Raw genomic sequence first — 25,483 nt, 5'->3', positions numbered from 1 at the left:
ACGAAATCGCCGCGATGTCGATACGGGCGCGATACGTCGGTGTCATTAAATAGCTTCCATGGCGACGACGCACTGACCGAGTCGCCGAACCCATCGACCGAATATCAAGGATACGCATCATGAACGCCAATTTCGCCAAGCAAGTTGTTCTCGCCGTCGCGCTCGCCGCTTCCGCCGTCGCCGCCCAGGCAGCCGTCTCCGGCACGCGCGACCCGTACACCGACGGTGCCCGCTCGGTCACGGAACAGCGCAGCCCGTACTACGACGGCGCCCGCACCGTGAGCGAGCCGCGCAGCCCGTACTCGGACGGCGCGCGCAACGTGGATCCGTACTACGACGGCGCCCGCGCCGCATCGGTCGGACTCGTCGCCGGCCAGGACCACACCGGCGTGTCCGCGCCCCCGGCACGCAGCGTCGATCCGTATCTCGACGGCGCCTACGCCTGAGCTTCAACCTTTTCCAATACAACGAGGAGCACATCATGACCCGCATCGACAAAGTTCTTTACACCGCCAAGGTCCACACCACGTCGGGTGGCCGCGATGGCGAAGCACGTAGCGACGATGGCCGTCTGGATATCAAGCTGTCGTCGCCGGGCACGTCCGGCGCCGGCACCAACCCCGAGCAGCTGTTTGCCGCGGGCTGGTCCGCCTGCTTTATCGGCGCGATCGGACTGGCCGCCGCGAAGCAGAAGATCAAGCTGCCCGAGGACCTGAACGTGCATACGGAAGTGGATCTGGGCAAGAACGGTGACGCCTATCTGCTGCAGGCCCGCCTGAACGTGCATATTCCGGGCGTGGAGCGGGAAGTCGCGCGCCTGCTCGTGGATACCGCGCACCAGACCTGCCCGTATTCGAAGGCCACGGCCGGCAATATCCACGTCGAGATCAATCTGGTCTGAGACGACCCGAGGCCTCGATGAACAACGCCCCCTTGCGGGGGCGTTGTCGTTTCATGAGCGCCGGGGTTTGCCGGAGATGCCTTCCCCCGCCTCCGGCGACAGCGTCGCGAACATCGGCAGCGAGGCGAGGACCACCACCGCGATGGCGAGGAATGCGCATGCGAAGTCGAAGCGGTTCGCATGCGTGCGCCCGCCCCACAGCATCGTGATCTGTAGCGATCCGGCGGAGATGGCCACGCCGACGGCCTTCATCATCTGCTGCGCGGTGCCCTGAAACGAGGTGGCGGCCGAGAGGCGCGGCTGTGGCACGTCGGCAAATGCCAGCGCCCCCATCGAGGCAAAGCTTAGCGAGCGCGACAAACCGCCCACGAGCAGCAGCACGAAGATCGCAGCGGCCGGCCATGCTGGCGACAGCGTCGTGCAGGCGAGCAGTACCGCGCCAAACGACACGCTGCCGGCCATCAGCACGGTGCGCATCGACAGCCGTGCGAGCGCGAACCGTGTCATCGGGCGCATGCAGAACGAGCCCAGCGCGCTGGCCAGCGAAATCATGCCGCTGACCGAGGCACTGAGACCGAAGCCGATCTGCAGCGTCAGCGGCACGAGGAAGGGCAGCGCGCCGGCGCCCGCGCGGAACAGGCTGCCTGCGACGGTGGCGGCATGGAATGTCGGAATGCGCAGCAGCGAGAAATCGATGGCCGGATCGTCGCGGCGCTGGCAATGCCGGACCGTGAGCCAGAACAACAGCAGGCCGACCACGATGGCGGCCACGGGCAGGACGTCAGGGAGCAGGCCGCGGCCGATCGTTTCCACGCCCAGCATCAGCGTGGTCAGCGACGCGCCGATCAGCGTCATGCCGACGAGATCGGGCGCGGGCGGATGCTCGGGCGCGGATGGCGGGATCAGCCATGCCGTCAATGCGAGGCCCACGATGCCAACCGGCACGTTGATCCAGAACACCGCGCGCCACGACAGCGCGTCGGTCAGGAAGCCGCCGACGGGCGGCCCCAGCACGGGACCCAGCAGCGCTGGCATCGTCAGCCAGGTGGTGGCCGTCAGCAAATCTTCGCGCCTGACGCCGCGGAACAGGATCAGCCGGCCCACCGGCACCATCATCGCGCCGCCGATGCCTTGCAGGATACGCGCGGCGATCAGCGTGGGCAGGCCATTCGCGAGCGCGCACAGCACCGAAGCGATCGTGAAGGTGGCGATGGCCGCCATGAACACGCGGCGCGCGCCGAAGCGGTCGGCAATCCAGCCGCTGACCGGAATGAACGCGGTCAGGGCGATCAGGTAGGACGTAATGGCGCTGCTCAGGTGCACGGCGCTGACCTGCAGATCGCGTGCCATGCTGGGCAGCGCGGTGGCGACGACCGTGCTGTCGAGGTTCTGCATGAACAGCGCGCTGGCGACGACAGCGGCGGTGACGCGGAAATTGGTGGCGGTCGGCATCGCGAAATTATATCGGCCGACATTGCGTAATCCCCGCGCATGGGTTCCAATGTGCGCTCACCAGATGGAATTCCCCCGCAACGCATGGCACCCGAGTCTCCCGCATCCCGTCCGCCGATCCGCGCCCTGACACCGATCGAGGGCCGCGTGGTGGCCGTCTTGCTCGAGAAGCAGTACACGGTACCCGACACGTATCCGCTGACGCTGAACGCGTTGACGGCCGGCTGTAACCAGAAGACCGCGCGCTCGCCGGTGATGAGCGTCAGCGAGGACGAAGTGCTGACCGCGATCGATGGCCTGAAGTCGCTCAGCCTCGTGTTCGAAGGCAGCAGCAGCCGCGTGCCGCGCTTCGAGCAGAACCTCGGCCGCGTCATTGGCGTACCGAGCCAGTCGGCGGCTCTGCTCGTGACCATGCTGCTGCGCGGCCCGCAGACCGCGGCCGAATTGCGGCTTAACTCCGCGCGGCTCCATTCGTTTGCCGATATCTCGTCGGTGGAGGCCTTTCTCGACGAGCTCGCGGCCCACGAGCCGCCGTTCGTCGTCCGGTTGCCCCGCGCGCCGGGGGAGCGCGAAAGCCGCTGGATGCATCTGCTGTGCGGCGAGGTGGCGATTCCCGAGCAGGGCGCGGCCATGACGGGCGGGGCCGGCTCGTCGTCCGTCCCCCCGTCGGAGTTCGAGGCCCTGCGCATCAGCCACCTGGCGCTCACCGACAAGGTGGCCCGGCTCCAGGCGCTGGTGGAGGAAATGGCGGGTCAGCTCGGCATCGCCGTGCCGAAGGACGGCGAGTAGTCGGCGGCGGCGCGCGCCAGCGGGACGTTCGAGTACCGTAATCGGCATATTTTCCGTCCCTCCCTAAAGCTTCCTCTTCCCCGCACCGTTAACCCTCGCGCCCGCTCATTCCCCAAACAGGCGCGGATTTCCCTCCCTTTTCCTCCTAATGCCCGCCCCGCCGGGATTTGATAATTCACGCTAACGAAGGGCCGTCCGCGCGCTTCGTGTCTGACGTCGTAGGAGCGTGAGTGTCCGAGGAAAGCGATCTCGAGAAAACCGAACCCGCCACAGCCCGGCGCCTTGAAAAGGCGCGCGAAGAGGGCCAGGTGGTGCGTTCGCGCGAGCTCGGCACGTTCATGATGCTCATGACCGGCGTGGCCACGCTGTACCTGTTCGGCGGCACGCTCGGCCGTCAGCTCAACATGGCGATGCACGCCGGACTGGCGTTCGAGCCGGCAACCGCGTTCGATACCCATCGCATGCTCTCCCAGTTCGCCGTGATGGTCTGGGACTGCCTGCTCGTGTTCCTGCCGATCCTGCTGATTTTCGGCGCGGCCGCTCTCGTCGGGCCGCTGGCGCTGGGCGGCTGGCTGTTCTCGACCAAGTCTCTGGCTCCCGATTTCTCGCGCCTGTCGCCGCTCAAGGGCATCGGCCGCATGTTCTCGTCGCAGTCGCTCGTGGAGCTCGCCAAGGCCATCGCCAAGTCGCTGCTGGTCGGCGGCGTGGCGTCGTGGATGCTGTGGCGCCGCCTGCCGGAGGCCATCGCGCTGATGAGCGCGCCGGTCAACGAGGCCCTGCTGCACATGGCCGAGCTCGTGCTCTACGTGTGCGCCGTGGTGGCCGGCTCGCTGCTGCTGGTCGCGGCCATCGACGTGCCCTGGCAGTTGTGGACCTTCTACAAGAAGCTGCGCATGACCAAGGAAGAGGTCAAGCAGGAAATGAAGGAAAGCGATGGCGACCCGCATATCAAGGCGCGTATTCGCCAGCAGCAACGCGCGATCGCGCGCCGCCGGATGATGGCCGAGGTGCCGAAGGCGGACGTGGTCGTGACCAACCCGACGCACTTTGCCGTGGCGCTCAAGTACGAGGAAGGCCGCATGAGCGCGCCTCGTGTCGTGGCAAAGGGCGCAGACGAAGTGGCTGCTCGCATTCGAGAGCTGGCCGCCGAGCATCGCGTGCCGATTCTGTCCGCGCCGCCGCTGGCGCGCGCGCTGCATCGGCATGTGGACATCGGCCGGGAAATCCCCTCGGGCCTTTACACCGCCGTGGCCGAGGTCCTGGCCTGGGTCTTTCAACTCAAGAACTGGCACTACACCAACGGTCCGCAGCCGGGCGGCCCGACGGAACTGTTTGTGCCCGATGAACTCGCCGTACCGGAAGCCCGCGCATGAACGCACTGACCAACTTATTCAACATGCCTGGCGTCCGATCGGGCGCGCAGATGAAGGCGCTGGCCGGACCGCTGCTGATCGTCATGATCCTCGGCATGATGATCCTGCCGCTGCCGGCCGTCGTGCTCGACCTGCTGTTCACCTTCAATATCGCGCTGTCGATCATGGTGCTGCTGGTGGGCATGTACACCCAGAAGGCGCTCGACTTTGCCGCGTTCCCGGCCGTGCTGCTGTTCACGACGCTGCTGCGCCTGTCGCTGAACGTGGCGTCCACGCGCGTGGTGCTGCTCGAGGGCCATACCGGGCCCGACGCGGCGGGCAAGGTCATCGAGGCGTTCGGCCACTTCCTGGTCGGCGGCAACTTCGCGGTCGGTATCGTGGTGTTCGCGATCCTCGTGGTGATCAACTTCATGGTGATTACCAAGGGTGCGGGCCGTATTGCCGAGGTGGGCGCGCGCTTCATGCTCGATGCGATGCCCGGCAAGCAGATGGCCATCGACGCGGACCTGAACGCGGGCCTGATCAACGAGGAAGGCGCGAAGAAGCGACGCGCCGAAGTGGCGCAGGAATCGGACTTCTACGGTGCGATGGACGGTGCCAGCAAGTTCGTGCGCGGCGATGCCGTGGCGGGCCTGCTGATCATGTTCATCAACATCGCCGCGGGCATGGTGGTGGGCATGGTGCAGCACGACCTGGACTTCTCCACCGCCGTGCGCAATTACACGCTGCTGACGATCGGTGACGGTCTGGTGGCGCAGATTCCGGCGCTGATCATCTCGACCGCGGCCGGTGTGATCGTGTCGCGCGTGTCGAACGAGCAGGACGTGGGCCAGCAGCTCACGGGCCAGCTGTTCTCGAACCCGCGCGTGATGTTCCTGACGGCCGGCATCATCGGCATGATGGGCATCATCCCGGGCATGCCGCATTTCGCCTTCCTGCTGCTGGCCGGTTCGCTCGCCTGGTTCGGGCGCTATACGATGCGCCGCGACGCCGCGGCCGCGCAGACGCAGATGAAGCGCGACGAGCGCGCGCCGACCGTCGCGCCGGAGACGACCGAAGCCACGTGGGACGACGTGACCCTGGTCGACCCGCTCGGCATGGAAGTGGGTTACCGCCTCATCACGCTGGTCGATCGCGCGCAGAACGGCGAACTGCTCGGCCGCATCAAGAGTATCCGCAAGAAGATCGCGCAGGACATCGGCTTCCTCGTGCCGGTGGTCCACATCCGCGACAACCTCGAACTCAAGCCGAACGCGTACCGCATCACGCTCAAGGGCGTGGAGATCGGCCAGGGCGAAGCCACGCCGGGCCAGTGGATGGCGATCAATCCGGGCCAGGTCACGGGCACGCTGCCCGGCGCCGCCACGCGGGACCCCGCGTTCGGCCTGCCGGCCGTGTGGATCGATGCCGGCCTGAAGGAACAGGCACAGGCCTACGGCTACACGGTGGTCGATGCCAGTACGGTCGTGGCCACGCACCTGAACCACCTGATCCAGCTCCACGCTTCGGAACTGCTCGGCCGCCAGGAAGTGCAGTCGCTGCTGGACCGCATCGCGAAGGACTCGCCGAAGCTGACCGAAGACCTCGTGCCGAAGACGATCTCGCTGACGGGCCTGCAGAAGGTGCTGCAGAACCTGCTGGACGAAGGGGTGCCGATTCGCGATATGCGCACGATTCTCGACGTGATTGCCGAACATGCGCCGAAGATCAGCGATCCGACCGAACTGACCGCGCTCGTGCGCATGGCACTGGGCCGCGCGATCACGCAGCAGCTGTTCCCGAACAACGCCGACCTGCAGGTGATCAGCCTCGACGCGGGTCTCGAGCGTGTGCTGACGCAGGCGTTGTCGAACGGCGGCGGCATCGAGCCGGGACTGGCCGATGCGCTGCTGCAGCAGGCGCAGGGCGCCGTGATGCGCCAGGAGCAACTGGGGCTGGATCCGGTGCTGCTGGTGCCGTCGCCGCTGCGTCCGCTGATGGCGCGCTTCCTGCGCCGGACGCTGCCGCAACTGAAGGTGCTGTCGCATGCCGAAGTACCGGACAACCGCAATATCCGCATCACCGCGATGATCGGCGGCGCTGCCTGAGGAACCTACGAACATGAGCGTGGCAAAGTTTGTGGCGGCGAATGGCCGCGAAGCGATGCGCAAGGTGCGCGAGGCCATGGGCCCTGACGCCGTGGTGCTGTCCAACCGCACCGTCGAGGGCGGCGTGGAGATCGTCGCCATGCGCGATGCCGATCTCGGCGCGGTCTCCGCAACCGCCATCCAGTACGTCGATCCGACGCCGGTCGTGGCGCAGCCTTCCGCATCGCTGCTCGCCACCGCGCCGCAGGACGGCGCCGAGCTCGGCGATCTGCGTGGCGAGCTGGCGTCGATGCGCGCGATGCTCGAGCGTCAGTTCGCGGGTTTGTCGGGCGGCGCCCCGGGCGTATCGGGCGTATCGGGCGTATCCGCGGGCGATCCGCTGCGCGAATCGCTCTTCGAATGGCTGGTCAACGCGGGCTTCTCCGGCCAGCTGTCGCGCACGCTGCTCAGCAAGCTGCCCGTCGGCTACGATCGCCCGGCCGCGATGGGATGGATCCGCCAGGAACTCGCGCGCAAGGTACCGGTGCTGTCCGACGAGGACACGCTGTTCGCGCAGGGCGGCGTGCTTGCGCTGATCGGCCCGACCGGCGTCGGCAAGACCACGACGACGGCCAAGCTGGCCGCGCGCTTCGTGCTGCGCCATGGCCCCGAGCAACTCGCGCTGCTGACCACCGATAGCTTCCGGATCGGCGCCCACGAGCAGCTGCGCATCTATGGCGACATTCTCGGCGTGCCCGTGCACGCGGTGAAGGATGCGGCCGACCTGCGCTTCGCGCTCAATGCGATGAAGGACAAGCACCTCGTGATCATCGACACGGTGGGCATGAGCCAGCGCGACCGCAGCCTGTCGGACCAGATCGCGATGCTGGCTGGCGTACAGGCCCCCCTGCAGCGCGTGCTGGTGCTCAACGGCGCGAGCCATGGCGACACGCTCAACGAGGTCGTGCACGCCTATCGTCACGATACCGCCCCGAACGCGGGTGCCGGCCTGGACGGCTGCATCATCAGCAAGCTCGACGAGGCCACGCACCTGGGCTCCGTGCTCGACGTCGTGATTCGCCATCGCCTGCCGGTGTTCTATGCCTCCACGGGCCAGCGCGTGCCCGAGCACCTGGAACTCGCGCAGGGCGCGGCGCTCGTCGAGCGCGCGTTCCTGACGCCGCGCCGCGGCTCGCTGTTCGCGGATGCCGATGCCGCGCGCCGTCAGGCCGCCGCAGCCGTGGATGAAGCGCGCGCGCCCGCCGCCCCGCAGGGCGGTGCCGACGACATGCTGCGTTCGCTGACCGACAGCGCCAACGCGGTTGGCGTCTGCGTCGAGGAACTGAACGCCGCGCAATACGGATTCGAACTCGCGCGCTCGCTGTGGCAGCAGCGCGCGGTCGGTGGCCCGGCCCTGCGCCAGGCCGCGCAGCAGGTCCGCCTGACGATGTGCCGCGACGCCGCGCGCGCGTGCGAACGCTATGTGCTCGCCGTGACCGGCACCACCACGCTGCCCACGCAGGGCCGCCGGGCGCCGCAACTGCTGCAGCAGACGCTGTGGCTCGCCGACCGTGACGGCATGCCGCTGGCCACCACGCTCGTGCCGTCGTCGCGCACGCGCCAGTCGCTTGCCGAGGCGGAAGCCGAAGCCGAAGCCGCCACCGTGCGCGCGACGCTGGCCGCCGCACGGACGGTCGTCAACCTGCATGCGTCGCTGCCCACGACGACCACGCTCGCGCGCTGGCAGCAGACCGGCGAACGCTGGGTGGCCGGCATGCGCAAGACCACGCGCGTGATCGCCAACGGCGTGGCCAACAAGCTCGACACCATCGCCGACACGCTGACGTTCCACGCGATTGGCGAACAGCAGTGGCGCGACCGCGATGCCGTGCAATGGCTGGGCCACTGCATGGTGCGCGTGCCGGAAGGCCAGGTACGTACCGCCGCGCGTGTGCGTACCGACGGTTCGGAAGCCGGCATCGAGGCTTGCCTCGTGGTGTCGCGTCTGGTCGATCGCGCTACCGGCGAGATGCTCGCCACCGAATATATGCTCTGCGACGCCGCACTGGCCGGTGACGCGGCGCGGGTCGCGCGCTGGTCGCGCTGGGCCGATGCGGCCGAGGAGCAGTTCCGTACGTTGCGCCACGCGGTGGAACACTTCGCGCAGGAAGCGGGCCGGGGTGGCGACGCCGCCGACGGCTCCGCATCCGATGCATCGACCTATGGTCACCTCGTTTCGATCCAGCTGGGCCTGACCACGCTGCGTCTGCAGCATACGCCGAGCCCGACCGCGCCCGCATTCCTGTCGCGTCTTGCCGGCCGCGCGCTCGCGCGCGTCAATGCCCCCGTGCAGGGTTCCGTGCTGAACGAAGGCATGGGCCGTCTGCTCGCGCTGCTCGACGTGCTGGAGAACTATCCGGGCCGTTCGATGGCGGCGACCGGCGCGCCCGCGAGCGAGCCTGCCCCGCAGTCGACCGCACTGGCCGCAACGCAGTTCGCCCGGTCGATGGATGCCGAATCGGCAGATGCCATGCAAATGGCATCGATGGGAGAGTAAGCCTTGTCCATCCTCGGTTCCGATCAGGCCGAAAGCCTGCGCCGCATGCTGGCACCGCGCGTGACGCGGCGCATCGCGGTCGTGGCCAGCGAACCCGGCGCGGGTGCGACAACGGTCGCGCTCGGCTTGTCGAACGCGCTCTCGCTCCAGGGCGAGCGTGTGCTGCTCGTCGATGAAGACCGGCACGGCGCGCGCGCCACGCGGCTGGCCGGGGCCACGCCCCACGCGTCGCTCGCCGACGTGCTTGCCGGACGTACGGCGCTGGCCGAAGCGCTGGGCACACGCCCCGCGAGCGGACTGGCCGTGTTACCGGCGGGCAGCGTGGCGGCCGGCGTCGGGTTCGATGGCCGGGCACTGCCCGACGTGCGCACGGTAGTCATCGACGCGCGCGCCATGCAGGACGGTTCGCTGTCGCCGCTGGCGGGCGCGGCCCATAACTTCGTGATCGTGATGCGGCCCGGTGCCACATCGATCACGGCCGCTTATGCGTGCATCAAGCGGCTGCACCATCTTTATGCGTGCCGGCGCTTCCATCTGGTCGTCAACATGGCGACCAGCGAAGCGGCCGTCGCGGCAATCACCGGGAACCTGGCGCGCACGGCGGGCCAGTACCTCGGTGTGGAAGCGAGCAGTGCGGGCGCGTTGCCAGTCGATCCGCTGGTCGTGCGCGGCCTGCACCTCGGACGCTGCGTGGTGGAGGCCTTTCCGGCCGCCGCGGCCACCACGGCGTTGCGTCGCATGGCCGGCGCCGTCAATGGCTGGCCCCTGCGCGCGGACGCGGCAGCATCGCGAAGCATGGCTGCCGCCATGCCCGCGTAAGTACGACAGCAGTCAACAAGCAGTCAACAAGTAGTCAAGAAAGAAGTCGACAAGAACAAGACCGACCAAAAGCCAGCCGGTACTTCGAACAACGAGGCGCCGGCAGAGTAACCAGCATTAACCGAGAGTTCCACCATGTACACGATTCAGGGAAAGCTCGAACAGGCAGACGTGGTCAAGACACATGCGCCTCTGGTGCGACGCATCGCGTTGCAACTGGCGGCCAAGCTCCCGGCCAGCGTTCAGATCGACGACCTGATCCAGGCCGGCATGATCGGCCTGCTCGATGCGGCCAAGCGCTACGAAGACAACCATGGCGCGCGTTTCGAAACCTACGCGAGCCAGCGCATTCGTGGCGCGATGCTCGACGAGGTGCGCGCGAACGACTGGCAGTCGCGCAGCCTGCGGCAGTTCACGCGCCGCATCGAACGCACGCAGCGAAGCCTCGAGCAGAAGCTCGGCCGCACGCCCGTGGATTCCGAAGTGGCTGCCGAAATGGAATTGCCGCTCGAGGAATATCAGCAACTGCTCAACGAGGTGTACGGCTGCCAGCTGCTGCACTACGAAGACTTCGAGCGATCGGGCGAGGAAGATTTTCTCGACCGGCATCTCGGCGTGACCGACGATGCGAATCCGCTCACGGTGCTGATGGAAAGCGGCATGCGCGAGGCGCTCATTCGCGCGATCGAGAAGCTGCCGGAGCGCGAGAAGCTTGTGCTGTCGCTGTGCTACGACCAGGAACTGAACCTGCGCGAGATCGGCGCCGTGCTCGAGGTGACCGAGTCGCGGGTCTGCCAGATCCGCAGCCAGGCCATTACGCGCCTGCGCAACCAGCTGCGCGGCCTGCTGTGATGCGGCGGCCGGCTCCTGCACCCGCGCTTCTTTGCGCGGCCGTGCTGGCCGCGGCAGCCTCGGCTGGCGCGCTTGCCGCCCCGCCCGACGGCATGACCCGCACCACGCTCGAACTCGGATCGCGCCACGCGTGGAATGCGTCCGTCGTCGGCCCGACCATCACCGGCCGCGGACAGCGCACGCTGTCGGCGCCGATCCAGCCTAGTGGCATGATGCCGCAATCGGAGGGCGTGATCACGTCGGTGCGATGGCGCTACAGCTTCGTGCGTGTGCCGCCGGTCGATCTGCAAGCGTATCTCTGCAATGCCGAGCGATGCGTGCTGCTGTCTTCGCCCGAAGGGAAGACCGATGCATTCCGCGGCGACGATGCGGCGAAAGGGTTCGTGTTTGCCTTTCGCGTCCCCGGACAGGGCATCCTGCCGGCGCTGCAGGGGCGCAGCAACGAGGTCACGGTCAACTACCGCTGATCCAGCGTCATTCGAGCTGTCCTAACGGCAGCGTCAGTCGTGCCTCGAGACCGCCGGCGTGGCGGTTCTCGAGTTGCAGGTCGCCACGCATCGCCAGCGCCAGTCTGCGCGCGATCGCGAGGCCCAGCCCCGTGCCCGGCACGCGTGTGGCCGTCGCCGGCGCGCGATACCACGCGGCAAACACCGCTTCCATTTCCGCGGGCGCGATGCCCGGCCCCGAATCCTGGACGGCAAACTCCAGGCCTCGCGCGTTCACGCGCACGCACAGCCTTACGTGACTGCCGTAGTGCAGCGCGTTGTCGATGAGGTTCACGAGCACACGCCGCAGCGCGTGCGGGCACGTGATCACGGGTTTGCCGACGCGGCCATGCAGTTCGACGACGCGGCCCGTATCGCGATAGTCCTCGACGAGGCGGACGATCAGGCCGTCGGCATCCACGCGGCGCATCGGTTCGGTGGTGCTGCGGCGCAGCCGCGCGCAGGCGAGGCTGGCCTCCACGAGGTCGCGCATCTCGATCAGATCGCGCGTCATCGCGCGGTGCATGTCCTCGTCATCGAGCAGATCGCAGCGCAGCCGCATGCGCTGAAGCGGGGTACGCAGGTCATGCGCGTAAGCGGCCAGCACCTCGAGCAGTTCGGTCTCGCGCTGCGCATTGCGCGTGCGGCAGCCGTTGATCGCGCGCGCGAGCCTGGCCACGGCGGTCACGCCCGTATCGGGCAGCACGGGCGGGCTGCCCTCGCCGCCGTGCGCTTCGATGGCCTTGGCGAGCCGCACGATCGCCATGTGCTGGACGAATGCATGCATCGCGGCGAGCACGCCCAGGCCAGCCAGCGCGGCCAGGATCATGCCCGGCAGGTCCGGATGGAATGTCATGATGGTCTCCTCGTGCCGTAAACGGATCAATCGGATGGATCAATCGGCACGGTAGCGATGACACCACGGGACGCGGCGACGCACCAGCAAACGAGGGTTCGGAGACCCCTTACCAAAGTGTGAGGGCGCTAGGCGGGAGGTCGGAACCCCAGACCGAGCAACTGCATCTTGTGCATGAGATCGGCCACCGAGCAGGCGTCCATCTTGCGCATGGCTTGCCCGCGATGAAGCTTGGCCGTAATCAGCGCGATGCCCATGACGTCGGCAATCTGCTTGTTCATCAGTCCCTTCGCCACGAGTTCCAGCACCTCGCGCTCGCGCGGGGTCAGCGATTCCCAGCCCGCGCGCAGGTCCTTGAGCGAGCGCTCGACCTCGAGGCGCGCCGCATCGCGTTCGATCGCCGATACCACGGCATCGATCATGTCCTGGTCGCGGAAGGGCTTGGCCAGGAAGTCCACGGCCCCGGCCTTCATCGCCTTGACGCTCATCGCGATGTCGCCGTGGGCGGTCATGAAGACGATCGGCATATGCGATTCGCCGCTGTCGGCCAGTGACTTCTGAAATGCAAGTCCACTTTGTCCGCGCAGCCGCACGTCGAGCACGAGGCAGGATGGCGCGTCCGGATGGCGCGGCGCGGCCAGGAACTCCTCGACGGAGCCGTACGCGCGCACTTCCAGGTGGATCGATCGCAGCAGGCTGCTTAGCGCGCCGCGCACGAGCTCGTCGTCATCGACGATATAGGCTACCCGGGCCTCCGCCTTTTCAGGCGTACCGGCCGCGCCGCCCGTGCGGCGGGTGATGCTCCCCGCGGGGCGGGGCGACGGTGCGTGGGTCATGGTGAGAGGAATCAATGCGTGAGGGTGTGAGTGGCAACGGTATCAGAAAGCGCGCCCGGCGGTCACGTCAGGTGTGCGGGCCGTTGCCTGGGCAGCGAGACCGTCGCGCGCGTGCCGCCGTGCTCGCGCGGCACGAAGGCGAGCAGGCCGCCGTGCGCATCGACGATCGAGTTGACGATGGCGAGTCCCATGCCCATGCCATTCTGCTTGGTCGTGAACAACGGCTCGAGCAGGCGGTCCGCGATGGCAGGGTCGATGCCGCACCCGCTGTCCTCCACGATGATGCGCACGACCGCGTCGCCGCGGGCATCGGTGCCGGACACGCAGGTGAGCGAGAGCCGCCGGGCATCGCGGGGGATGCCGGCCATCGATTCGGCGCCGTTCATCAGGAGGTTGATGGCCACCTGCTGGAGCTGGATGCGGTCGCCATGCACGGTCAGGGGCGGCTCCGGGATATGCAGGCTCAGCAGGACACCGAGCGCTTCGAGCGGGCGCGCGACGAAGGTGATGGCCTCATGCAGGGCGTCGCCGAGGTCGATGGGCTCGAAATGGGGCGCCGTCGTGCGCGATTTCGCGCGCAGGTTCTGGAAGACGGCGTTGGCGCGTGTCGCGCTCGCACCGATATGCGCGAGCATCTGGCGCGTCTCGACGATATCGGGTGGATCGTGGTCGAGCCACCGCAGCGCCGCGCTGGCGGAGGTGCTCACGGCGGCCAGCGGCTGTCCCACCTCGTGCACGATGGATGCCACGAGTTCGCCCATCGCGCGGAGCCGGCTGGCGCGCTCGAGCTCGTCGAGCGCCGTGCGCAACTGCGCCTCGGCCCGCGTGCGTTGCGCGTTCTGCTCGAACAGGGCCTCGTAGAGCCGCGCGTTCTCGAGCGCGAATGCCGCCTGCGACGCGATGACCTCGAGCACGCCGGCCTTGGCCGCGGTGAAGACGTTGGCCGCGAGGTTGTTCTCCAGATACAGCACGCCGACGAGCGTCGCGTAGCGCATCAGCGGCACGCACAGGATCGAGCGGGGCTGATGGCGGCGGAGGTACGCGTCCTGCGCATACGTGGACGCATGCGCGTTGGCATCGCGCACGTCGTCGATGACGAGGCGTTCGTGGGTCCGCGCGACGGCCTGCACGATCGATACCGGCAGCACGTCGAACCCCAGCACGGCGGGTTCCTGCGTGACGACGATCGCGCCATCGACCACTTGCGCGCGCGCGGGAACCTGCCACACGCCGTCGCGCACGAGCACGAGCACGCCCTGTTCGGCACCCGCGCTTTCCAGTGCCGTCTGCATCAGCGTATCGACGAGCCGCGCGGGAACGATATTGCTCGCCAGCGCGGTGGAGATGCGCAGCACCGCCTGGACGTCGAGTTCGCGCAGGCGGCCCGCGCCCGGCGTGCCCGTGTCGGTATCGAACAGCCCCGGATGGCGCATCTCCAGCTGACGTACCTTCGCTGTGGCGCCCCAGCGCTCCCATGCGCCGCGCGCGTGGCGCAGATAGGCGTGCGCGGCAATCTCGTCGCCACGGTGCGCATGAAAGTCCGCGGCGAGTTCCGCCGCCAGCGCTTCCACTTGCGTGAAGCCGTGCCGGCGCGCGTGCTGCACGGCGCGCGCATAGGCGTCGCTGGCATCGCCGGGCCGGCCCTGCAGGCGCGAGAGCTGCGCGCTGACGAGCTCCTTGCGCGCGGTGAAATTGTCCGGGCATGCGTGCGCCCAGCGGGACAGGTCGGCGATATGGCGCTCCAGCGCCGCTTCCTGATCCGGATGGCGGAAAGGCAATGCGAGCAACGCCAGCGCGCCATAGAAGGGCAGGTCGCCCGTCTCGACGAACGCACGCGCGGCATCGCCGCACGCTTCCGCGCGGATGCGTGCGGCAAGGGCGTCATCGAGGTCGCCGAACAGCAGGCCGACCTGTAGCCGATGGACCCAGTACGCGCAGTCGACGAGCGTGGCGGGCTGGTCCATGGGCGGTTCGGGCGGCAGCGGTTCCTCGTTCGTGACCGCGTCCTGCAAGCGGCCGAGCAGGGCCCATTGCGCGAGCAGCGAGTTCACCACGAGCTGGAAGTTCGCGTCGCGCGCGATTGCGAGTCCGCGCACGACCGTCGCGCGGACGTCGTCGAGCGCATCGCCCGCGAACAGCATGACGCTGGCCTCGTTGCGCGTGCAGTACACCGCGAACGTATGGTCGCCGCTTTCCACTGTGATGTCGTACGCGCGGCGGATGTAATGGCATCCGGCGCGGGCGGGCATGATCCACGGCACGACGAGCGCGCCGAATGCCATGTACACGCGACCGCGATAGCGCTCGAGGCGGCGCTCGTCGACCAGGTGCAGCGCAAGTTCGCCGAATGCGCGCGAGGCTGCGTAGTCGTCGTAGCGCATGCCGACGATCATGTTCATGCAGACGTAGACGTACGCCGATCCGTCGCAGTGTCCGTAGGCGATGGCGAGGTTGACGCCACGCAGCAGCAACAGGTCGAACATGCGTTGGTCCGTGAACAACGCGGCGGGAACCAGGTCGGCGACGATATCGGTCAGCGCATGCCGTAGCGGGTCGGTGGCCACAGGCAGCGCGCGCAGTCCATGGATGCCGTGCCGGTCGAGCCAGCCGCGCAACTGGGCATGTTCGCGCGCGACGTCGTCGTCGGCAGCCTGCGGCGGCAGGTGAATGCCGGCGCGCGCGAGAAACGCCTGGCCGACGCACAGGGCCATCTCGTACGCGCCGAGCGTCGTGTACAGCGCCACGCGCAGGCGCGCGAGGCCGGCGCCGAATACGCCGTCGCCGGCCGCGGCTTCGAGCGCGGACAACCGTGCCTCCGCGGCCGCGAGCGCACCGGTCATGAATTCTGCTTCGCCGCACAGCATGCGCGCGGTCAAGCCGTCCTCGCTCGCGTCGTCTTCGCCCAGAAAGGCGAGTGCCGTGCGGAAGAATGCGAGCGCCGAATGGTGGGCCGTGGCGGCTTTCGCGTGCAGGCCCGCATCGATGTTGAGCCGCGCGAATGCGCGGCGTTCGTCGGGATCGTCCACGACGGATCGTGCGAGACCGACCTGCGTCGCCATCGAGAAGACGTCGGCCTGCGAGACGGGATGGGCGAGCAGCCGTCGCGCGATGCGCAGATGCCAGGGCGCGCGGGCCTCGAGCGGGATCGAGGCGTAGGCCGCTTCGCGGATACGGTCGTGCGCGAACACCCAGTCGCTGCCATCGCGGTGGATCGCGCCGGCCTCGGCCGCGATGCGCATCGCGCGCTGCGTGGCGGCGGCATCCAGATTCGCGGCGATGGCGATCGTCTCCGTCGATGCGCGATCGCCCAGGCAGGCCAGCAGACGCAGCATGCCCTGCGCGCTGGTCGGCATTTGCTCGAGCCGATGCGCGAGCAGTTCCAGGACGGTGCCGATGCCTGGGTGCGTGACGATCCGATCGAGCTGCCAGCGCCAGCTGGCCGATGCCTCGTCGAACGTCAGCAGTCCGTCGTCGGCCAGCAGGCGCAGCAGCTGCAGCACGTAGAACGGATTGTGTTCGGTCTTGCGGCCGATCTCCTCGCTCAGCGATGCCAGATTGCCGGCATCGTCCATCGCATCTTCCGTTGCGTCACGCGCGTCATACCGCAACGCGCTCGCAAGCCACGCGAGCAGCGCGGGTGGATGCAGCGGGCCGAGCGCGACGCGCACACCGTAGTTGGCCAGCACGCCATTGCGCAACAGATGCTCGGCGCCGACCTCCCGCGCTCGAAAGGCGCCGACAAGCAGCAGCGGCATGGCCGTGGGATGCTGCACGAGCCGTTCGAGTACCTGCAGCGTGCCCACGTCGGCCCATTGCAGGTCGTCGAGCAGCAGGACCAGCGGCCGCGCGCGCGTGGCAAAGCAAGCGAGGAGCCGGGCGATACCCTGCTGCACGCGTTCGCGCTCGATCAGCGGCGATCCGTCCGGCGCGTCGAGCGCATCGGGCATCGGGCCCAGCACGACGGTCAGCGCGGGCAGCAGGGTAGCCAGCGTACGGCCGACCGGCGCCGTGGCCTGGCGAATGCGTTCGCGCCACGCGGCATACTCGTCGTCGGGACAGCCGAGCACGAACTGGAGCAATGGTTCGAGGGCTCGCACGAGGAGGCCGTAGGGCGCACCCCGCCGGCCTTCTTCGCTCTTGACGCTGGCAAGCAGCGGTGTGTAGATGCGGCGCAGGCGCGTGGCGGTCTCGTTGAGCAACGCGGATTTGCCGATGCCCGCGTCGCCGGAGATCCAGACCACGCGCATACGCCCATGTGCCGCGACATCCGCGTAGGCGTCCATCAGTGTCGCCGCTTCCTGCTCGCGGCCGAAGACGCGTTCGGCGTGGCGCAGCCGTTGCAGCGCGGCCTGGCGATCGAACGTGACCGGCGGAATATCGCCGTGCCGGCGTCGCAGCGTGTCGCACTGGCGCAGGTCCGAGAGCAGCTCCATGGCGTTCGCATAGCGCTGGTCGGGGGCCTTCTCGAGCAGCTTCATGACGATGCGCGATAGCGGCTCGGGGACATGCTGGGCAACCGCATGGAGCGGCGCGGGCCGTTGCGTCGCGTGTGCATGCACACATGCGGCGGTATCGGGGTAGTCGAACGGCGGGGCGCCGACGAACAGTTCATGGAGGATGCATCCGAGGGCGTAGAGATCCGCCCGCGCATCGATGCGGATGTTCATGCGGCCCGACAGCTCCGGCGCCATGTAGCGCAGCGCCCGATCGTCCCATTCCTCTTCCGGCTTCGCTTCCGCCTTCCCGTCGCCATTCGCCTGCACGCCGCGGCCACCATCGCCATCGTGGCGGACGGCTGCCCCGAAGCCCGTCACGCGTACCGGCGCATCGGCGTCGCCACCAACGGCCAGGAACCGCCCGGGCGTGAGCGCGCAATGCACGAGCCCCGCCGCATGCATGGCGGCGATGCACGTCACGAGTCGAATCGCAAGGGAGAGTTGATCCGGCAGTAGCCGCGCGGCCGCAAGGGCCAGCGGCTCACCACCGGGGTCCGCGAGCACCAGCACCGTGGTGTCGCCATAAGGCACGAGCGCGCGCGGCAGCACGGCCCAGCGCTCGTCGAGCTGATCGCGCAACGCATACTCGCGCTGCAATGCGTCCAGCGCCCGGTCGCCACGTCCCGCCACCAGCAGGGACGGCGCCCGCGCAGCCGCGGCGCGCTCGAGGCGCGGCGTGCCGCGATACAACTCGATGAAGCTTCGGCTGGAAAGATCGATCATGGGCGCAGGCCGCGTGCAGTCTGCGCATTATAGCCGCGCCACCTACGACACCCGCGCGCTCCCGTCCGGAGCGGACAGCCGAGAGACGGCTTAACCCGCCGCGAGCTGTACGCCCGCGGCCGCGTTCTGCGACTTGCCGTCGCGGCCGTACATCTCGTTGGGATCGGCGCCGCCGTTGCGCAGGACCTGGATGGCTTCCTGCGTGAACTCGAGGTGCGCGTTGACGATCGCGCCGTTGACCTCGTTCGATTCCTTCGCCTTGTGCGCGAAGAACACGATCTTGCGCCATGCGTCGGTCACGGCCGGATCGACCGGGCGGCCGATCAGCAGGCCGCCGGGACCCACGCGCAGACCCAGCGCGATCATCTGCGCCTCACGCGCGGCAGTCTCGCGCGTGAGTGCCTGAGCCAGTTCCACTTTCCGGCTGAGCAGTTCGCTCAGTGCCTGGAAATCATTACGCTTCAGTGCGTCCCGCTCTTCGGCGAGGGCACGGCCAAATGCCAGGATGGCATTGGATTCACGCTTCAGTGTCTGGATCAGGGCTTCTTGGGTCATGTCAGCTAGGTTGTTGAGTGTCGCCCTGGGCGAGCTCACGCAGAGACGCGAGCAACCCGTCGGCGATCTTGCTGGGATCGATCTTGATCCGGCCTTCGGCGATGGCCTGGCGGATCTCCTCGACCTTGGCGGTATCGATATCGTCGTCGGTGTCGTTGACCAGGCGATTGCCGATCTCGCGCACTTGCGCGGCCAGCGGGCTCACGCGCACGCCGCTCAGCGCGGCCGGATCCTGCGGGGTTGCCGCGGCGGCCGCCGGACGGGCAGCATCGCCGGCAGCGTTGTCCGCCGGCCTGGTCGTGGTGGATTGATTGATCTTCACGGGGTGTTCCTTGCTGGTTTCCTCTGACTTAACGGACGGCCGATCCCCAAACTTTAGGGGTTCGATGTGCCTGAACGTACGCTTTCCCACACTTTTTGGGGGAGAGGTCCCGGCATTCTCGCACGCCCCTCCAACGCCGTCCCAACATCGGGGATCCCAACAGCTACTTCAGCCTTCTTCGTACAAATTCGTTAGAACGGTCACTGCTGCAAAACGACCGTATCAGCGTTGCGGACCATCCCGCTCACGACCTGACCGTTGCGCAGGCGCACCTGTACAGACGTGCCCGGCGCGGCATCCGCCAGCACCTTGCCTTCGCTCGTGAGCTGGAACGCATCGCCTTCCACCGCCACGGTCACGGTCTGGCCGGAGCGGACCGCAATCGCCTTCTTCATCAGATCGGTCCGCATCGGCGAACCCGCGGCGATACGGTTGGCCGCCACGGCGCCCGCTACCTGCGACGGATCGGTGACCACCGCGCGCGGCAGCGCGGCCAGATCGCCCTGGCGCAGTTCGAGGTCCGCCACATCGATGGGCTCGCCCGGCGCCATCGCGCGCGCGGCCACGTAGTAATCAGTCAGCACGGACACCCGTGCCTGGATATAGCGCGTCCATGGACGGTCGCCGCCGCAGCGCACGCCGACATTGACGCGGCCCCACGGCGCGGAGCCCGCGGGCAGGAACGGGTCCGGCGCCACGCAGTCGGGCGCACGGCCGCCCGATGGCGGAATCACCTGCACGCTGACCTTGCCGGGCAGGCCGATGGCCTGGCGCAGCAGGAACTGCTCGACCGCGGCGCGAACGGGATCTTCCGGAAAAGGGTTGACGGCCGGTGCAACCTGAACCGGCGTGACCTGCGCCGGCGCGGCCTGCGCGGGCGGGAGGAACGACAAGGCGAGCCCGGCCAGTGCTAGCAGCCGGGCGGCCTGTTGGAAACGAGTCATGAGCGACATCCAGCAAGGATGGGAAAAAACAACTCGACATGGCAACGGTTGCGCGGGCGGGCCGTGCGGCGCCCCGTGAAAGCGCCGTGCGGCCTGATGGCGGGCGCGAACGGCATGCCAGTCAGTGGAGCCCATTGTAGGCAGCCTCGCGCGAGAGCGCGGCGCGAATTGCGCGGATTTCCCATCCCTATTCGGACGATTGGCTCGACAACCCGGCACCTAAGATGGCAACCCTGAAGAAGCCCCATTAGCAGGAAAGGCAGACAGACATGATCGACAGACTCGATGCGGCATTGCGCTTCCAGCAGGATGCGCTGAGCCTCCGTAGCCAGCGGCAATCGGTGATTGCTTCCAACATCGCCCACGCGGATACGCCGGGCTACAAGGCGCGCGACTTCGATTTCGCGAGCAAGCTGAGCGAATCCGTGGAACGCGGCAAGCGCAACGAAGGCCTGTCGCTGTCGACCACGCAGACGCGTCATCTGCCTGCACAGGCGGCCGCGTCGAACGACGACGACCTGCAGTACCGCATTCCGCTGCAGTCGAGCATCGACGGCAACACCGTGGAAATGGATACCGAGCGCGTGGCGTTCGCGGACAACACCGTGCACTACGAGATGGGCCTCACGGTGGTCAGCGGCAAGATCAAGACGATGCTTGCGGCAATCCAGAGCTAAAGACGAAGCCAAGGAGCCAGACCATGCCTTCGATGAGCATTTTCGACGTATCGGGTTCCGCGATGGCGGCCCAGTCGCAACGCATGAACGTGACGGCGTCCAACCTCGCCAACGCGGACAGTGCCGTTGCACCGAACGGCCAGCCGTACCGCGCCAAGCAGGTCATCTTCGGCATGGCGCCGACGCCGGGGCAGACCGACGTGGGCGGCGTGCAGGTGGAGGGCGTGATGGAAGACCCATCGCCGGCGCGGAAGGTCCACAACCCCGCGCATCCGCTGGCTGACGCCAACGGATACGTGACGATGCCGAACGTGAACCCGGTGGAAGAGATGGTGAACATGATCTCCGCCTCGCGTTCGTATCAGGCCAACGTCGAAGTGCTCAACACCGCGAAGACCATGATGCTCAAGACACTGACCATCGGTCAGTGATGTGAACGAAATTCTCTCCAGGACTAGCCGGAAACCACAATGACTTCGACCTCGAGCGTCAGCAACGACAACTCCGCCCTGAACAGCGCCCTCGCGGGGGGCAGTGCAAGCGCGTCCGACATCCAGAACAACTTTCTGAAGATGCTGGTCACGCAGCTGAACAACCAGGACCCGCTCAACCCGATGGACAACTCGCAGCTGACTTCGCAGCTCGCGCAGATCTCCACCGTGAGCGGTCTCCAGAACGTGAACTCCACGCTGAACGCGCTGCTGTCGCAGACCGCGGCCAGCCGCGCGATGGACTCCGCGAACCTGATCGGCCGTACCGTGCTGGTTCCGGGCAGCGCCGTGTCGGTGGACGCGGGCGTGCCGGGCAAGATCGCCATGGACATCCCGAGCACGGCCGATGCGGTGCAGGTGCAGGTGCTGGACGCGAACGGCAACGTCGTTCGCACGATCGACATGAAGGGCCAGACCGCGGGCGTGCACGACATCGCCTGGGACGGCAAGAACGACCAGGGCGGCGCGGTGCCCGATGGCGACTACAAGTTCAAGGTCACGGCCACGGCCGCGGGCAAGGACGTCGGTCCCGTCGCGCTCGTTACCGGCAAGGTGCAGGGCATCAGTGGCGACAGCACCGGCGTGCTGGTCAACCTCGAAGACGGTACCACGGCCAACGTCGACGACGTGCGCCGCATCTCGTAAGTCGGATTCGAATTCTTCACCCGGTCCGCATACGAGTGCGGGCAAATATCGAAAGACAGCCTTAAAAGGGGAAAGTCATGGGTTTTGGTCAAGGGGTAAGCGGTCTGAACGCCGCGGCGTCCAACCTGGACGTGATCGGTAACAACATCGCCAACGCGAACACCGTTGGCTTCAAGGCTTCCACGGCGCAGTTCGCCGACGTCTACGCAGGCTCGAAGATCGGCCTGGGCGTGCGCGTGAACTCGGTGGTGCAGTCGTTCGGTAACGGCAACATCGCCGCATCGGGGCGGAACCTCGACACGGCCATCAGCAACGGCAACGGCTTCTTCCGCCTCGTCAACGAACAAGGTCAGGTGTATTACTCGCGCAACGGCCAGCTGCAGCAGCTGCCGGACGGCCGTCTGGTCAACGCGAGCGGCCTGCAGGTGACGGGTTACGCCGCCGGCCAGACCACGGGCGTACCGCAGCCGATCACGATCAGCAACGCCCAGCTGCCGCCGCAGGCCACCACGCAGATCACCGCGCAGTTCCAGCTGGACTCGCGCAGCACCGTGCCGACCACCGCGTTCGCCACGACGCCGGCCGCGCCGCCCGCACCGGCCGTGCTGCCGACCAAATCCATGTACAACTACACCACGCCGATCACCGCGTACGACTCGCTCGGCAACAAGGTGCAGCTGACCGCCTACTTCTCGAAGTCGGGCGCGGCCCCGACGGTCGCCGGCGGTACCGACTGGACCATGCGCGTGCTGGACGCCAACGGCAATATCGTGGGCGGCACGCCCGTGACGCTGTCGTTCGACAACGCCGGCGTGATGCAGTCCACGACGCCCGCGAACCCGGCGCTGACGCTGCCGGCCGGCAATGGCGCCGCCGCGATGAACATGACGCTGAACCTGACCGGCACCACGCAGTTCGGCGCCGACAACGATCCGAAGTCGATCGTGCAGAACGGTTTCGCATCGGGCTCGCTGCTCGGCTTCAGCGTGCAGGAAGACGGCACGATCCTCGGTTCGTACTCGAACGAGCAGACCCGTTCGCTGGGCACCATCGCGCTGGCCGCATTCGCCAACGCCGAAGGCCTGAAGCCGGAAGGCAACAACGTGTGGTCCTCGACCGGCGCGTCGGGTCCGGAACTGCTCGGCTCGGCCGGCGGTTCGATGGGCACGCTGCAGTCGAACGCGGTGGAGCAATCCAACGTGGACCTTTCGGGCGAACTGGTGAACCTGATCGTCGCGCAACGTAACTACCAGGCGAACGCACAGACCATCAAGGCGCAGGACACGGTCCTGCAGACCCTGGTGAACATCTGACGCGCGCTGACGGACCGCCATGGACCGCCTGATCTATACCGCCCTGTCGGGCGCCAAGCAGATACTCGACCAGCAGGCCGCGGTATCGAACAACCTGGCCAACGCTTCCACGCCGGCCTTCCGCGCGCAGATCAACATGTATCGCGCGGTGCCGGTGGTGGGGCAGGAAACGCAGACCCGCTCGTTCACGCTGGCGTCCACGCCGGGCGCGGACATGAAGGCGGGCCCGCTGACCTACACGGGCCGCGACCTGGACCTCGCGTTCACCGGCAACGGCTGGCTGGCAGTGCAACTGCCGGACGGCACCGAAGCCTATACGCGTGCCGGTTCGCTGCAGGTGTCGGCCGACGGCCAGCTGCAGACCTCCACGGGCCTGCAGGTGCTCGGCGAAGGCGGTCCGATGGCGGTACCGCAGAACGCACAGCTGACCATCGGCAACGATGGCAGCGTGGTGGCGCGTGGCCCGGGCGACCAGCCCAACGGCCTCGCGCAGCTTGGCCGCATTCGTGTGGTCAATGCGCCCCCAGATTCGCTCGCGCGTGGCGACGACGGCCTGTTCCGTCTGCGCCAGGGCGCGGAGCCGCTGCAGGCTGACCCGAGCGTGAAAGTCATTTCGGGCGCGCTGGAAGGCAGCAACGTGAATCCCGTGGAAGCGATGGTGGACATGATCGCCAACGCCCGCCGTTTCGAGATGCAGATGAAGATGATCTCCGGCGTGGATTCGAACGACCAGCGCGCGAACGCGTTGCTGGGCAACAACTGAAGCGCGCAGCACCCGTCACGCTCACAGCAGATACAGAAGGAACAACATGATCCGCTCTCTTTGGATTGCCAAGACCGGTCTCGATGCGCAGCAGACGCAGATGGACGTGATCTCGAACAACCTGGCCAACGTGTCGACCACGGGCTTCAAGCGCAGCCGCGCGGTGTTCGAGGAACTGATGTACCAGACGATCCGCCAGCCCGGAGCGCTGTCGTCCGACCAGACCGTGCTGCCTTCGGGCCTGCAACTCGGTACCGGTGTGCGTCCCGTTGCCACGGAGCGCATCCACACGCAGGGCAACCCGCAGCAAACCGGCAACTCGCGCGACGTCGCGATCATCGGCCAGGGCTTCTTCCAGGTGACGATGCCCGACGGCACCACGTCGTACACGCGTGACGGTTCGTTCCAGGTGGACCCGAACGGCCAGCTGACCACGTCGAGCGGCTTCGTGCTGAACCCGGCCATCACGCTGCCGGCCAACTACACGTCGCTGTCCATCGCACGCGACGGCACGGTGACCGTGACCACGCCGGGCCAGACCAACGCCGTCAACGTCGGCCAGATCCAGCTCGCCACGTTCCCGAACCCGACCGGCCTCGAAAGCCTGGGCGAGAACCTGTACGCGCAGACCGACGCCTCGGGCGCGCCCAACACGTCCGTGCCCGGCCTGAATGGCGCCGGCACGCTGCAGGGCGGCTACGTGGAATCGTCCAACGTGAACGTGGTGGAAGAACTGGTCAGCATGATCCAGACCCAGCGCGCTTACGAGATCAACAGCAAGGCCGTGCAGACGTCTGACCAGATGCTGCAGCGCCTGACCCAGATGGGATGACAGTGATGAGTCAAGCCACCCAGGTGTCCCGCATGGGCACGATCGCGCTGTATTGCCTGACCGGCATCGCCGTGCTGGCCACCGGTGGCTGCGCGCTGATTCCCAAGGAGCCGCTCGTCCAGCTGCCGACCACCGCGCGCGCGGAACAGCGCAACGTGATCTCGCCGTCCGGCTCCATCTTCCAGGCGTCGTACGCGGGCAACCCGCTGTTCGAGGATCGCCGTCCGCGCAACGTTGGCGACATCCTGACGATCGTGATCAACGAGAACGTCAACGCCACCAAGGCATCGGGAACCAACGCAAGCCGTACCGGCAACACCAATCTTGCCTTCAACGCGGTGCCCAGGGCGTTCGGCGGGCTGTTCAGCTCGTCCCAGAACGCGGACATCAGCGGCGCCAACGGGATGAAGGCCAGCGGCGGTGCATCGGCCGCGAACACGTTCAACGGCACCATTACCGTGACCGTGCTGGAAGTGCTGCCGAACGGCAACCTGGTGGTATCCGGCGAGAAGCAGATGGCCATCAACCAGGGCGCGGAATTCATCCGGTTCTCGGGCGTGGTGAATCCGCGCACGATTACCGGCGACAACGCCGTACCGTCCACGCAGGTGGCCGATGCGCGCATCGAGTACACCGCCAAGGGGTACATCGACGAAGTGCAGAACATGGGCTGGCTCCAGCGCTTCTTCCTCAATGTCTTACCGTACTGATCCCGCCATGCTTTCGCCTTCGAATA

23 protein-coding genes are annotated in these 25,483 nt (G+C 67.4%); 16 read left to right on the top strand and 7 right to left on the bottom strand.

Features of this window, described 5'->3' with window-relative positions:
- The first annotated feature begins 119 nt into the window (after positions 1 to 119).
- Together FOB72_RS25890 and FOB72_RS25885 are read left to right on the top strand one after the other, a co-directional pair.
- A complete protein-coding gene (locus tag FOB72_RS25890; protein WP_150375609.1) occupies positions 120 to 446 on the top strand; it encodes a hydroxyquinol 1,2-dioxygenase in 327 nt (108 codons plus the stop codon).
- A 35-nt stretch (positions 447 to 481) separates the two neighbouring features.
- The gene (locus tag FOB72_RS25885; protein WP_150375607.1) at positions 482 to 901 is read left to right on the top strand and encodes an organic hydroperoxide resistance protein; all 420 of its coding nucleotides are present in this window, start codon (positions 482 to 484) and stop codon (positions 899 to 901) included.
- Between the two features lie 51 nt (positions 902 to 952).
- Here FOB72_RS25885 and FOB72_RS25880 read toward each other — a convergent pair whose 3' ends face one another.
- Positions 953 to 2,353 carry an MFS transporter gene (locus tag FOB72_RS25880; RefSeq protein ID WP_150375604.1) on the bottom strand — a complete coding sequence of 467 codons (1,401 nt, stop codon included), beginning with the start codon at positions 2,351 to 2,353 and terminating at the stop codon, positions 953 to 955.
- Between the two features lie 84 nt (positions 2,354 to 2,437).
- Between FOB72_RS25880 and FOB72_RS25875 the strand changes: the two genes are divergently transcribed.
- The 7 genes from FOB72_RS25875 to FOB72_RS25845 all read left to right on the top strand — a co-directional run bounded on the left by FOB72_RS25875 (position 2,438) and on the right by FOB72_RS25845 (position 11,276).
- On the top strand, positions 2,438 to 3,142 hold the full coding sequence (locus tag FOB72_RS25875; RefSeq protein ID WP_150375602.1) for a YceH family protein: 705 nt from the start codon (positions 2,438 to 2,440) through the stop codon (positions 3,140 to 3,142).
- Between the two features lie 230 nt (positions 3,143 to 3,372).
- Complete coding sequence (gene flhB / locus FOB72_RS25870; RefSeq protein ID WP_150375600.1) at positions 3,373 to 4,515, top strand: flagellar biosynthesis protein FlhB; 1,143 nt, start codon at positions 3,373 to 3,375, stop codon at positions 4,513 to 4,515.
- On the top strand, positions 4,512 to 6,602 hold the full coding sequence (flhA, locus tag FOB72_RS25865) for a flagellar biosynthesis protein FlhA (RefSeq protein WP_150375598.1): 2,091 nt from the start codon (positions 4,512 to 4,514) through the stop codon (positions 6,600 to 6,602). The genes flhB and flhA overlap by 4 nt, the downstream gene beginning before the upstream one ends.
- 13 nt (positions 6,603 to 6,615) lie before the next feature.
- On the top strand, positions 6,616 to 9,138 hold the full coding sequence (gene flhF, locus FOB72_RS25860) for a flagellar biosynthesis protein FlhF (RefSeq protein WP_150375596.1): 2,523 nt from the start codon (positions 6,616 to 6,618) through the stop codon (positions 9,136 to 9,138).
- 3 nt (positions 9,139 to 9,141) lie between these two features.
- Positions 9,142 to 9,957 (top strand): MinD/ParA family protein, encoded by an 816-nt coding sequence (locus FOB72_RS25855; RefSeq protein ID WP_223851574.1) that lies wholly within the window; start codon positions 9,142 to 9,144, stop codon positions 9,955 to 9,957.
- A 135-nt stretch (positions 9,958 to 10,092) separates the two neighbouring features.
- Complete coding sequence (locus FOB72_RS25850; protein WP_150375594.1) at positions 10,093 to 10,809, top strand: RNA polymerase sigma factor FliA; 717 nt, start codon at positions 10,093 to 10,095, stop codon at positions 10,807 to 10,809.
- 92 nt (positions 10,810 to 10,901) lie between these two features.
- Entirely contained in the window at positions 10,902 to 11,276 is a 375-nt protein-coding gene (locus FOB72_RS25845) for a flagellar protein FlhE (RefSeq protein ID WP_150377421.1), read from the top strand.
- Positions 11,277 to 11,283: 7 nt separating this feature from the next.
- Here FOB72_RS25845 and FOB72_RS25840 read toward each other — a convergent pair whose 3' ends face one another.
- The 6 genes from FOB72_RS25840 to flgA form a co-directional block, all read right to left on the bottom strand.
- Complete coding sequence (locus FOB72_RS25840) at positions 11,284 to 12,150, bottom strand: sensor histidine kinase (protein ID WP_150375592.1); 867 nt, start codon at positions 12,148 to 12,150, stop codon at positions 11,284 to 11,286.
- 128 nt (positions 12,151 to 12,278) lie between these two features.
- Positions 12,279 to 12,986: a response regulator transcription factor gene (locus FOB72_RS25835; protein WP_150375590.1), complete on the bottom strand. Its 708-nt coding sequence runs from the start codon at positions 12,984 to 12,986 to the stop codon at positions 12,279 to 12,281.
- A gap of 62 nt (positions 12,987 to 13,048) precedes the next feature.
- Positions 13,049 to 18,205, bottom strand: coding sequence for an ATP-binding sensor histidine kinase (locus tag FOB72_RS25830; RefSeq protein WP_150375588.1), 5,157 nt, complete (start codon positions 18,203 to 18,205; stop codon positions 13,049 to 13,051).
- A 90-nt stretch (positions 18,206 to 18,295) separates the two neighbouring features.
- Positions 18,296 to 18,760, bottom strand: coding sequence for a flagella synthesis protein FlgN (locus tag FOB72_RS25825; protein WP_150375586.1), 465 nt, complete (start codon positions 18,758 to 18,760; stop codon positions 18,296 to 18,298).
- 1 nt (position 18,761) lies between these two features.
- Positions 18,762 to 19,082: a flagellar biosynthesis anti-sigma factor FlgM gene (flgM, locus tag FOB72_RS25820; RefSeq protein WP_109585449.1), complete on the bottom strand. Its 321-nt coding sequence runs from the start codon at positions 19,080 to 19,082 to the stop codon at positions 18,762 to 18,764.
- Between the two features lie 200 nt (positions 19,083 to 19,282).
- Positions 19,283 to 20,026 carry a flagellar basal body P-ring formation chaperone FlgA gene (flgA, locus tag FOB72_RS25815; protein ID WP_150375584.1) on the bottom strand — a complete coding sequence of 248 codons (744 nt, stop codon included), beginning with the start codon at positions 20,024 to 20,026 and terminating at the stop codon, positions 19,283 to 19,285.
- Positions 20,027 to 20,295: 269 nt separating this feature from the next.
- Here flgA and flgB point away from each other — a divergent pair, with 269 nt between their 5' ends.
- The 7 genes from flgB to flgH all read left to right on the top strand — a co-directional run bounded on the left by flgB (position 20,296) and on the right by flgH (position 25,457).
- Entirely contained in the window at positions 20,296 to 20,703 is a 408-nt protein-coding gene (gene flgB / locus FOB72_RS25810) for a flagellar basal body rod protein FlgB (protein WP_150375582.1), read from the top strand.
- A gap of 23 nt (positions 20,704 to 20,726) precedes the next feature.
- Positions 20,727 to 21,134, top strand: coding sequence for a flagellar basal body rod protein FlgC (gene flgC, locus FOB72_RS25805; RefSeq protein ID WP_109585452.1), 408 nt, complete (start codon positions 20,727 to 20,729; stop codon positions 21,132 to 21,134).
- 39 nt (positions 21,135 to 21,173) lie between these two features.
- A complete protein-coding gene (locus FOB72_RS25800; RefSeq protein ID WP_150375580.1) occupies positions 21,174 to 21,839 on the top strand; it encodes a flagellar hook assembly protein FlgD in 666 nt (221 codons plus the stop codon).
- A 77-nt stretch (positions 21,840 to 21,916) separates the two neighbouring features.
- Positions 21,917 to 23,152 (top strand): flagellar hook protein FlgE, encoded by a 1,236-nt coding sequence (gene flgE, locus FOB72_RS25795; RefSeq protein WP_150375578.1) that lies wholly within the window; start codon positions 21,917 to 21,919, stop codon positions 23,150 to 23,152.
- Between the two features lie 19 nt (positions 23,153 to 23,171).
- Entirely contained in the window at positions 23,172 to 23,915 is a 744-nt protein-coding gene (flgF, locus tag FOB72_RS25790; protein ID WP_150375576.1) for a flagellar basal-body rod protein FlgF, read from the top strand.
- A 46-nt stretch (positions 23,916 to 23,961) separates the two neighbouring features.
- Positions 23,962 to 24,747 carry a flagellar basal-body rod protein FlgG gene (gene flgG, locus FOB72_RS25785; RefSeq protein WP_109585456.1) on the top strand — a complete coding sequence of 262 codons (786 nt, stop codon included), beginning with the start codon at positions 23,962 to 23,964 and terminating at the stop codon, positions 24,745 to 24,747.
- Positions 24,748 to 24,752: 5 nt separating this feature from the next.
- On the top strand, positions 24,753 to 25,457 hold the full coding sequence (gene flgH, locus FOB72_RS25780; protein ID WP_150375574.1) for a flagellar basal body L-ring protein FlgH: 705 nt from the start codon (positions 24,753 to 24,755) through the stop codon (positions 25,455 to 25,457).
- Positions 25,458 to 25,483 lie beyond the last annotated feature (26 nt).

It is taken from the genome of Cupriavidus pauculus (assembly GCF_008693385.1).
GTDB lineage: Bacteria > Pseudomonadota > Gammaproteobacteria > Burkholderiales > Burkholderiaceae > Cupriavidus > Cupriavidus pauculus_D.
This window is presented reverse-complemented; position numbering and strand designations above follow the sequence as displayed.

Bases quoted from the DNA above. Each gene is read 5' to 3' on its own strand.
- FOB72_RS25890 (WP_150375609.1), top strand. From the start codon at position 120: ATGAACGCCAATTTCGCCAAGCAAGTTGTTCTCGCCGTCGCGCTCGCC.
- FOB72_RS25885 (WP_150375607.1), top strand. From the start codon at position 482: ATGACCCGCATCGACAAAGTTCTTTACACCGCCAAGGTCCACACCACG.
- FOB72_RS25880 (WP_150375604.1), bottom strand. From the start codon at position 2,353: ATGCCGACCGCCACCAATTTCCGCGTCACCGCCGCTGTCGTCGCCAGC.
- FOB72_RS25875 (WP_150375602.1), top strand. From the start codon at position 2,438: ATGGCACCCGAGTCTCCCGCATCCCGTCCGCCGATCCGCGCCCTGACA.
- flhA (WP_150375598.1), top strand. From the start codon at position 4,512: ATGAACGCACTGACCAACTTATTCAACATGCCTGGCGTCCGATCGGGC.
- flhF (WP_150375596.1), top strand. From the start codon at position 6,616: ATGAGCGTGGCAAAGTTTGTGGCGGCGAATGGCCGCGAAGCGATGCGC.
- FOB72_RS25850 (WP_150375594.1), top strand. From the start codon at position 10,093: ATGTACACGATTCAGGGAAAGCTCGAACAGGCAGACGTGGTCAAGACA.
- FOB72_RS25845 (WP_150377421.1), top strand. From the start codon at position 10,902: ATGACCCGCACCACGCTCGAACTCGGATCGCGCCACGCGTGGAATGCG.
- FOB72_RS25840 (WP_150375592.1), bottom strand. From the start codon at position 12,150: ATGACATTCCATCCGGACCTGCCGGGCATGATCCTGGCCGCGCTGGCT.
- FOB72_RS25835 (WP_150375590.1), bottom strand. From the start codon at position 12,986: ATGACCCACGCACCGTCGCCCCGCCCCGCGGGGAGCATCACCCGCCGC.
- FOB72_RS25830 (WP_150375588.1), bottom strand. From the start codon at position 18,205: ATGATCGATCTTTCCAGCCGAAGCTTCATCGAGTTGTATCGCGGCACG.
- FOB72_RS25825 (WP_150375586.1), bottom strand. From the start codon at position 18,760: ATGACCCAAGAAGCCCTGATCCAGACACTGAAGCGTGAATCCAATGCC.
- flgA (WP_150375584.1), bottom strand. From the start codon at position 20,026: ATGACTCGTTTCCAACAGGCCGCCCGGCTGCTAGCACTGGCCGGGCTC.
- flgB (WP_150375582.1), top strand. From the start codon at position 20,296: ATGATCGACAGACTCGATGCGGCATTGCGCTTCCAGCAGGATGCGCTG.
- flgC (WP_109585452.1), top strand. From the start codon at position 20,727: ATGCCTTCGATGAGCATTTTCGACGTATCGGGTTCCGCGATGGCGGCC.
- FOB72_RS25800 (WP_150375580.1), top strand. From the start codon at position 21,174: ATGACTTCGACCTCGAGCGTCAGCAACGACAACTCCGCCCTGAACAGC.
- flgE (WP_150375578.1), top strand. From the start codon at position 21,917: ATGGGTTTTGGTCAAGGGGTAAGCGGTCTGAACGCCGCGGCGTCCAAC.
- flgF (WP_150375576.1), top strand. From the start codon at position 23,172: ATGGACCGCCTGATCTATACCGCCCTGTCGGGCGCCAAGCAGATACTC.
- flgG (WP_109585456.1), top strand. From the start codon at position 23,962: ATGATCCGCTCTCTTTGGATTGCCAAGACCGGTCTCGATGCGCAGCAG.
- flgH (WP_150375574.1), top strand. From the start codon at position 24,753: ATGAGTCAAGCCACCCAGGTGTCCCGCATGGGCACGATCGCGCTGTAT.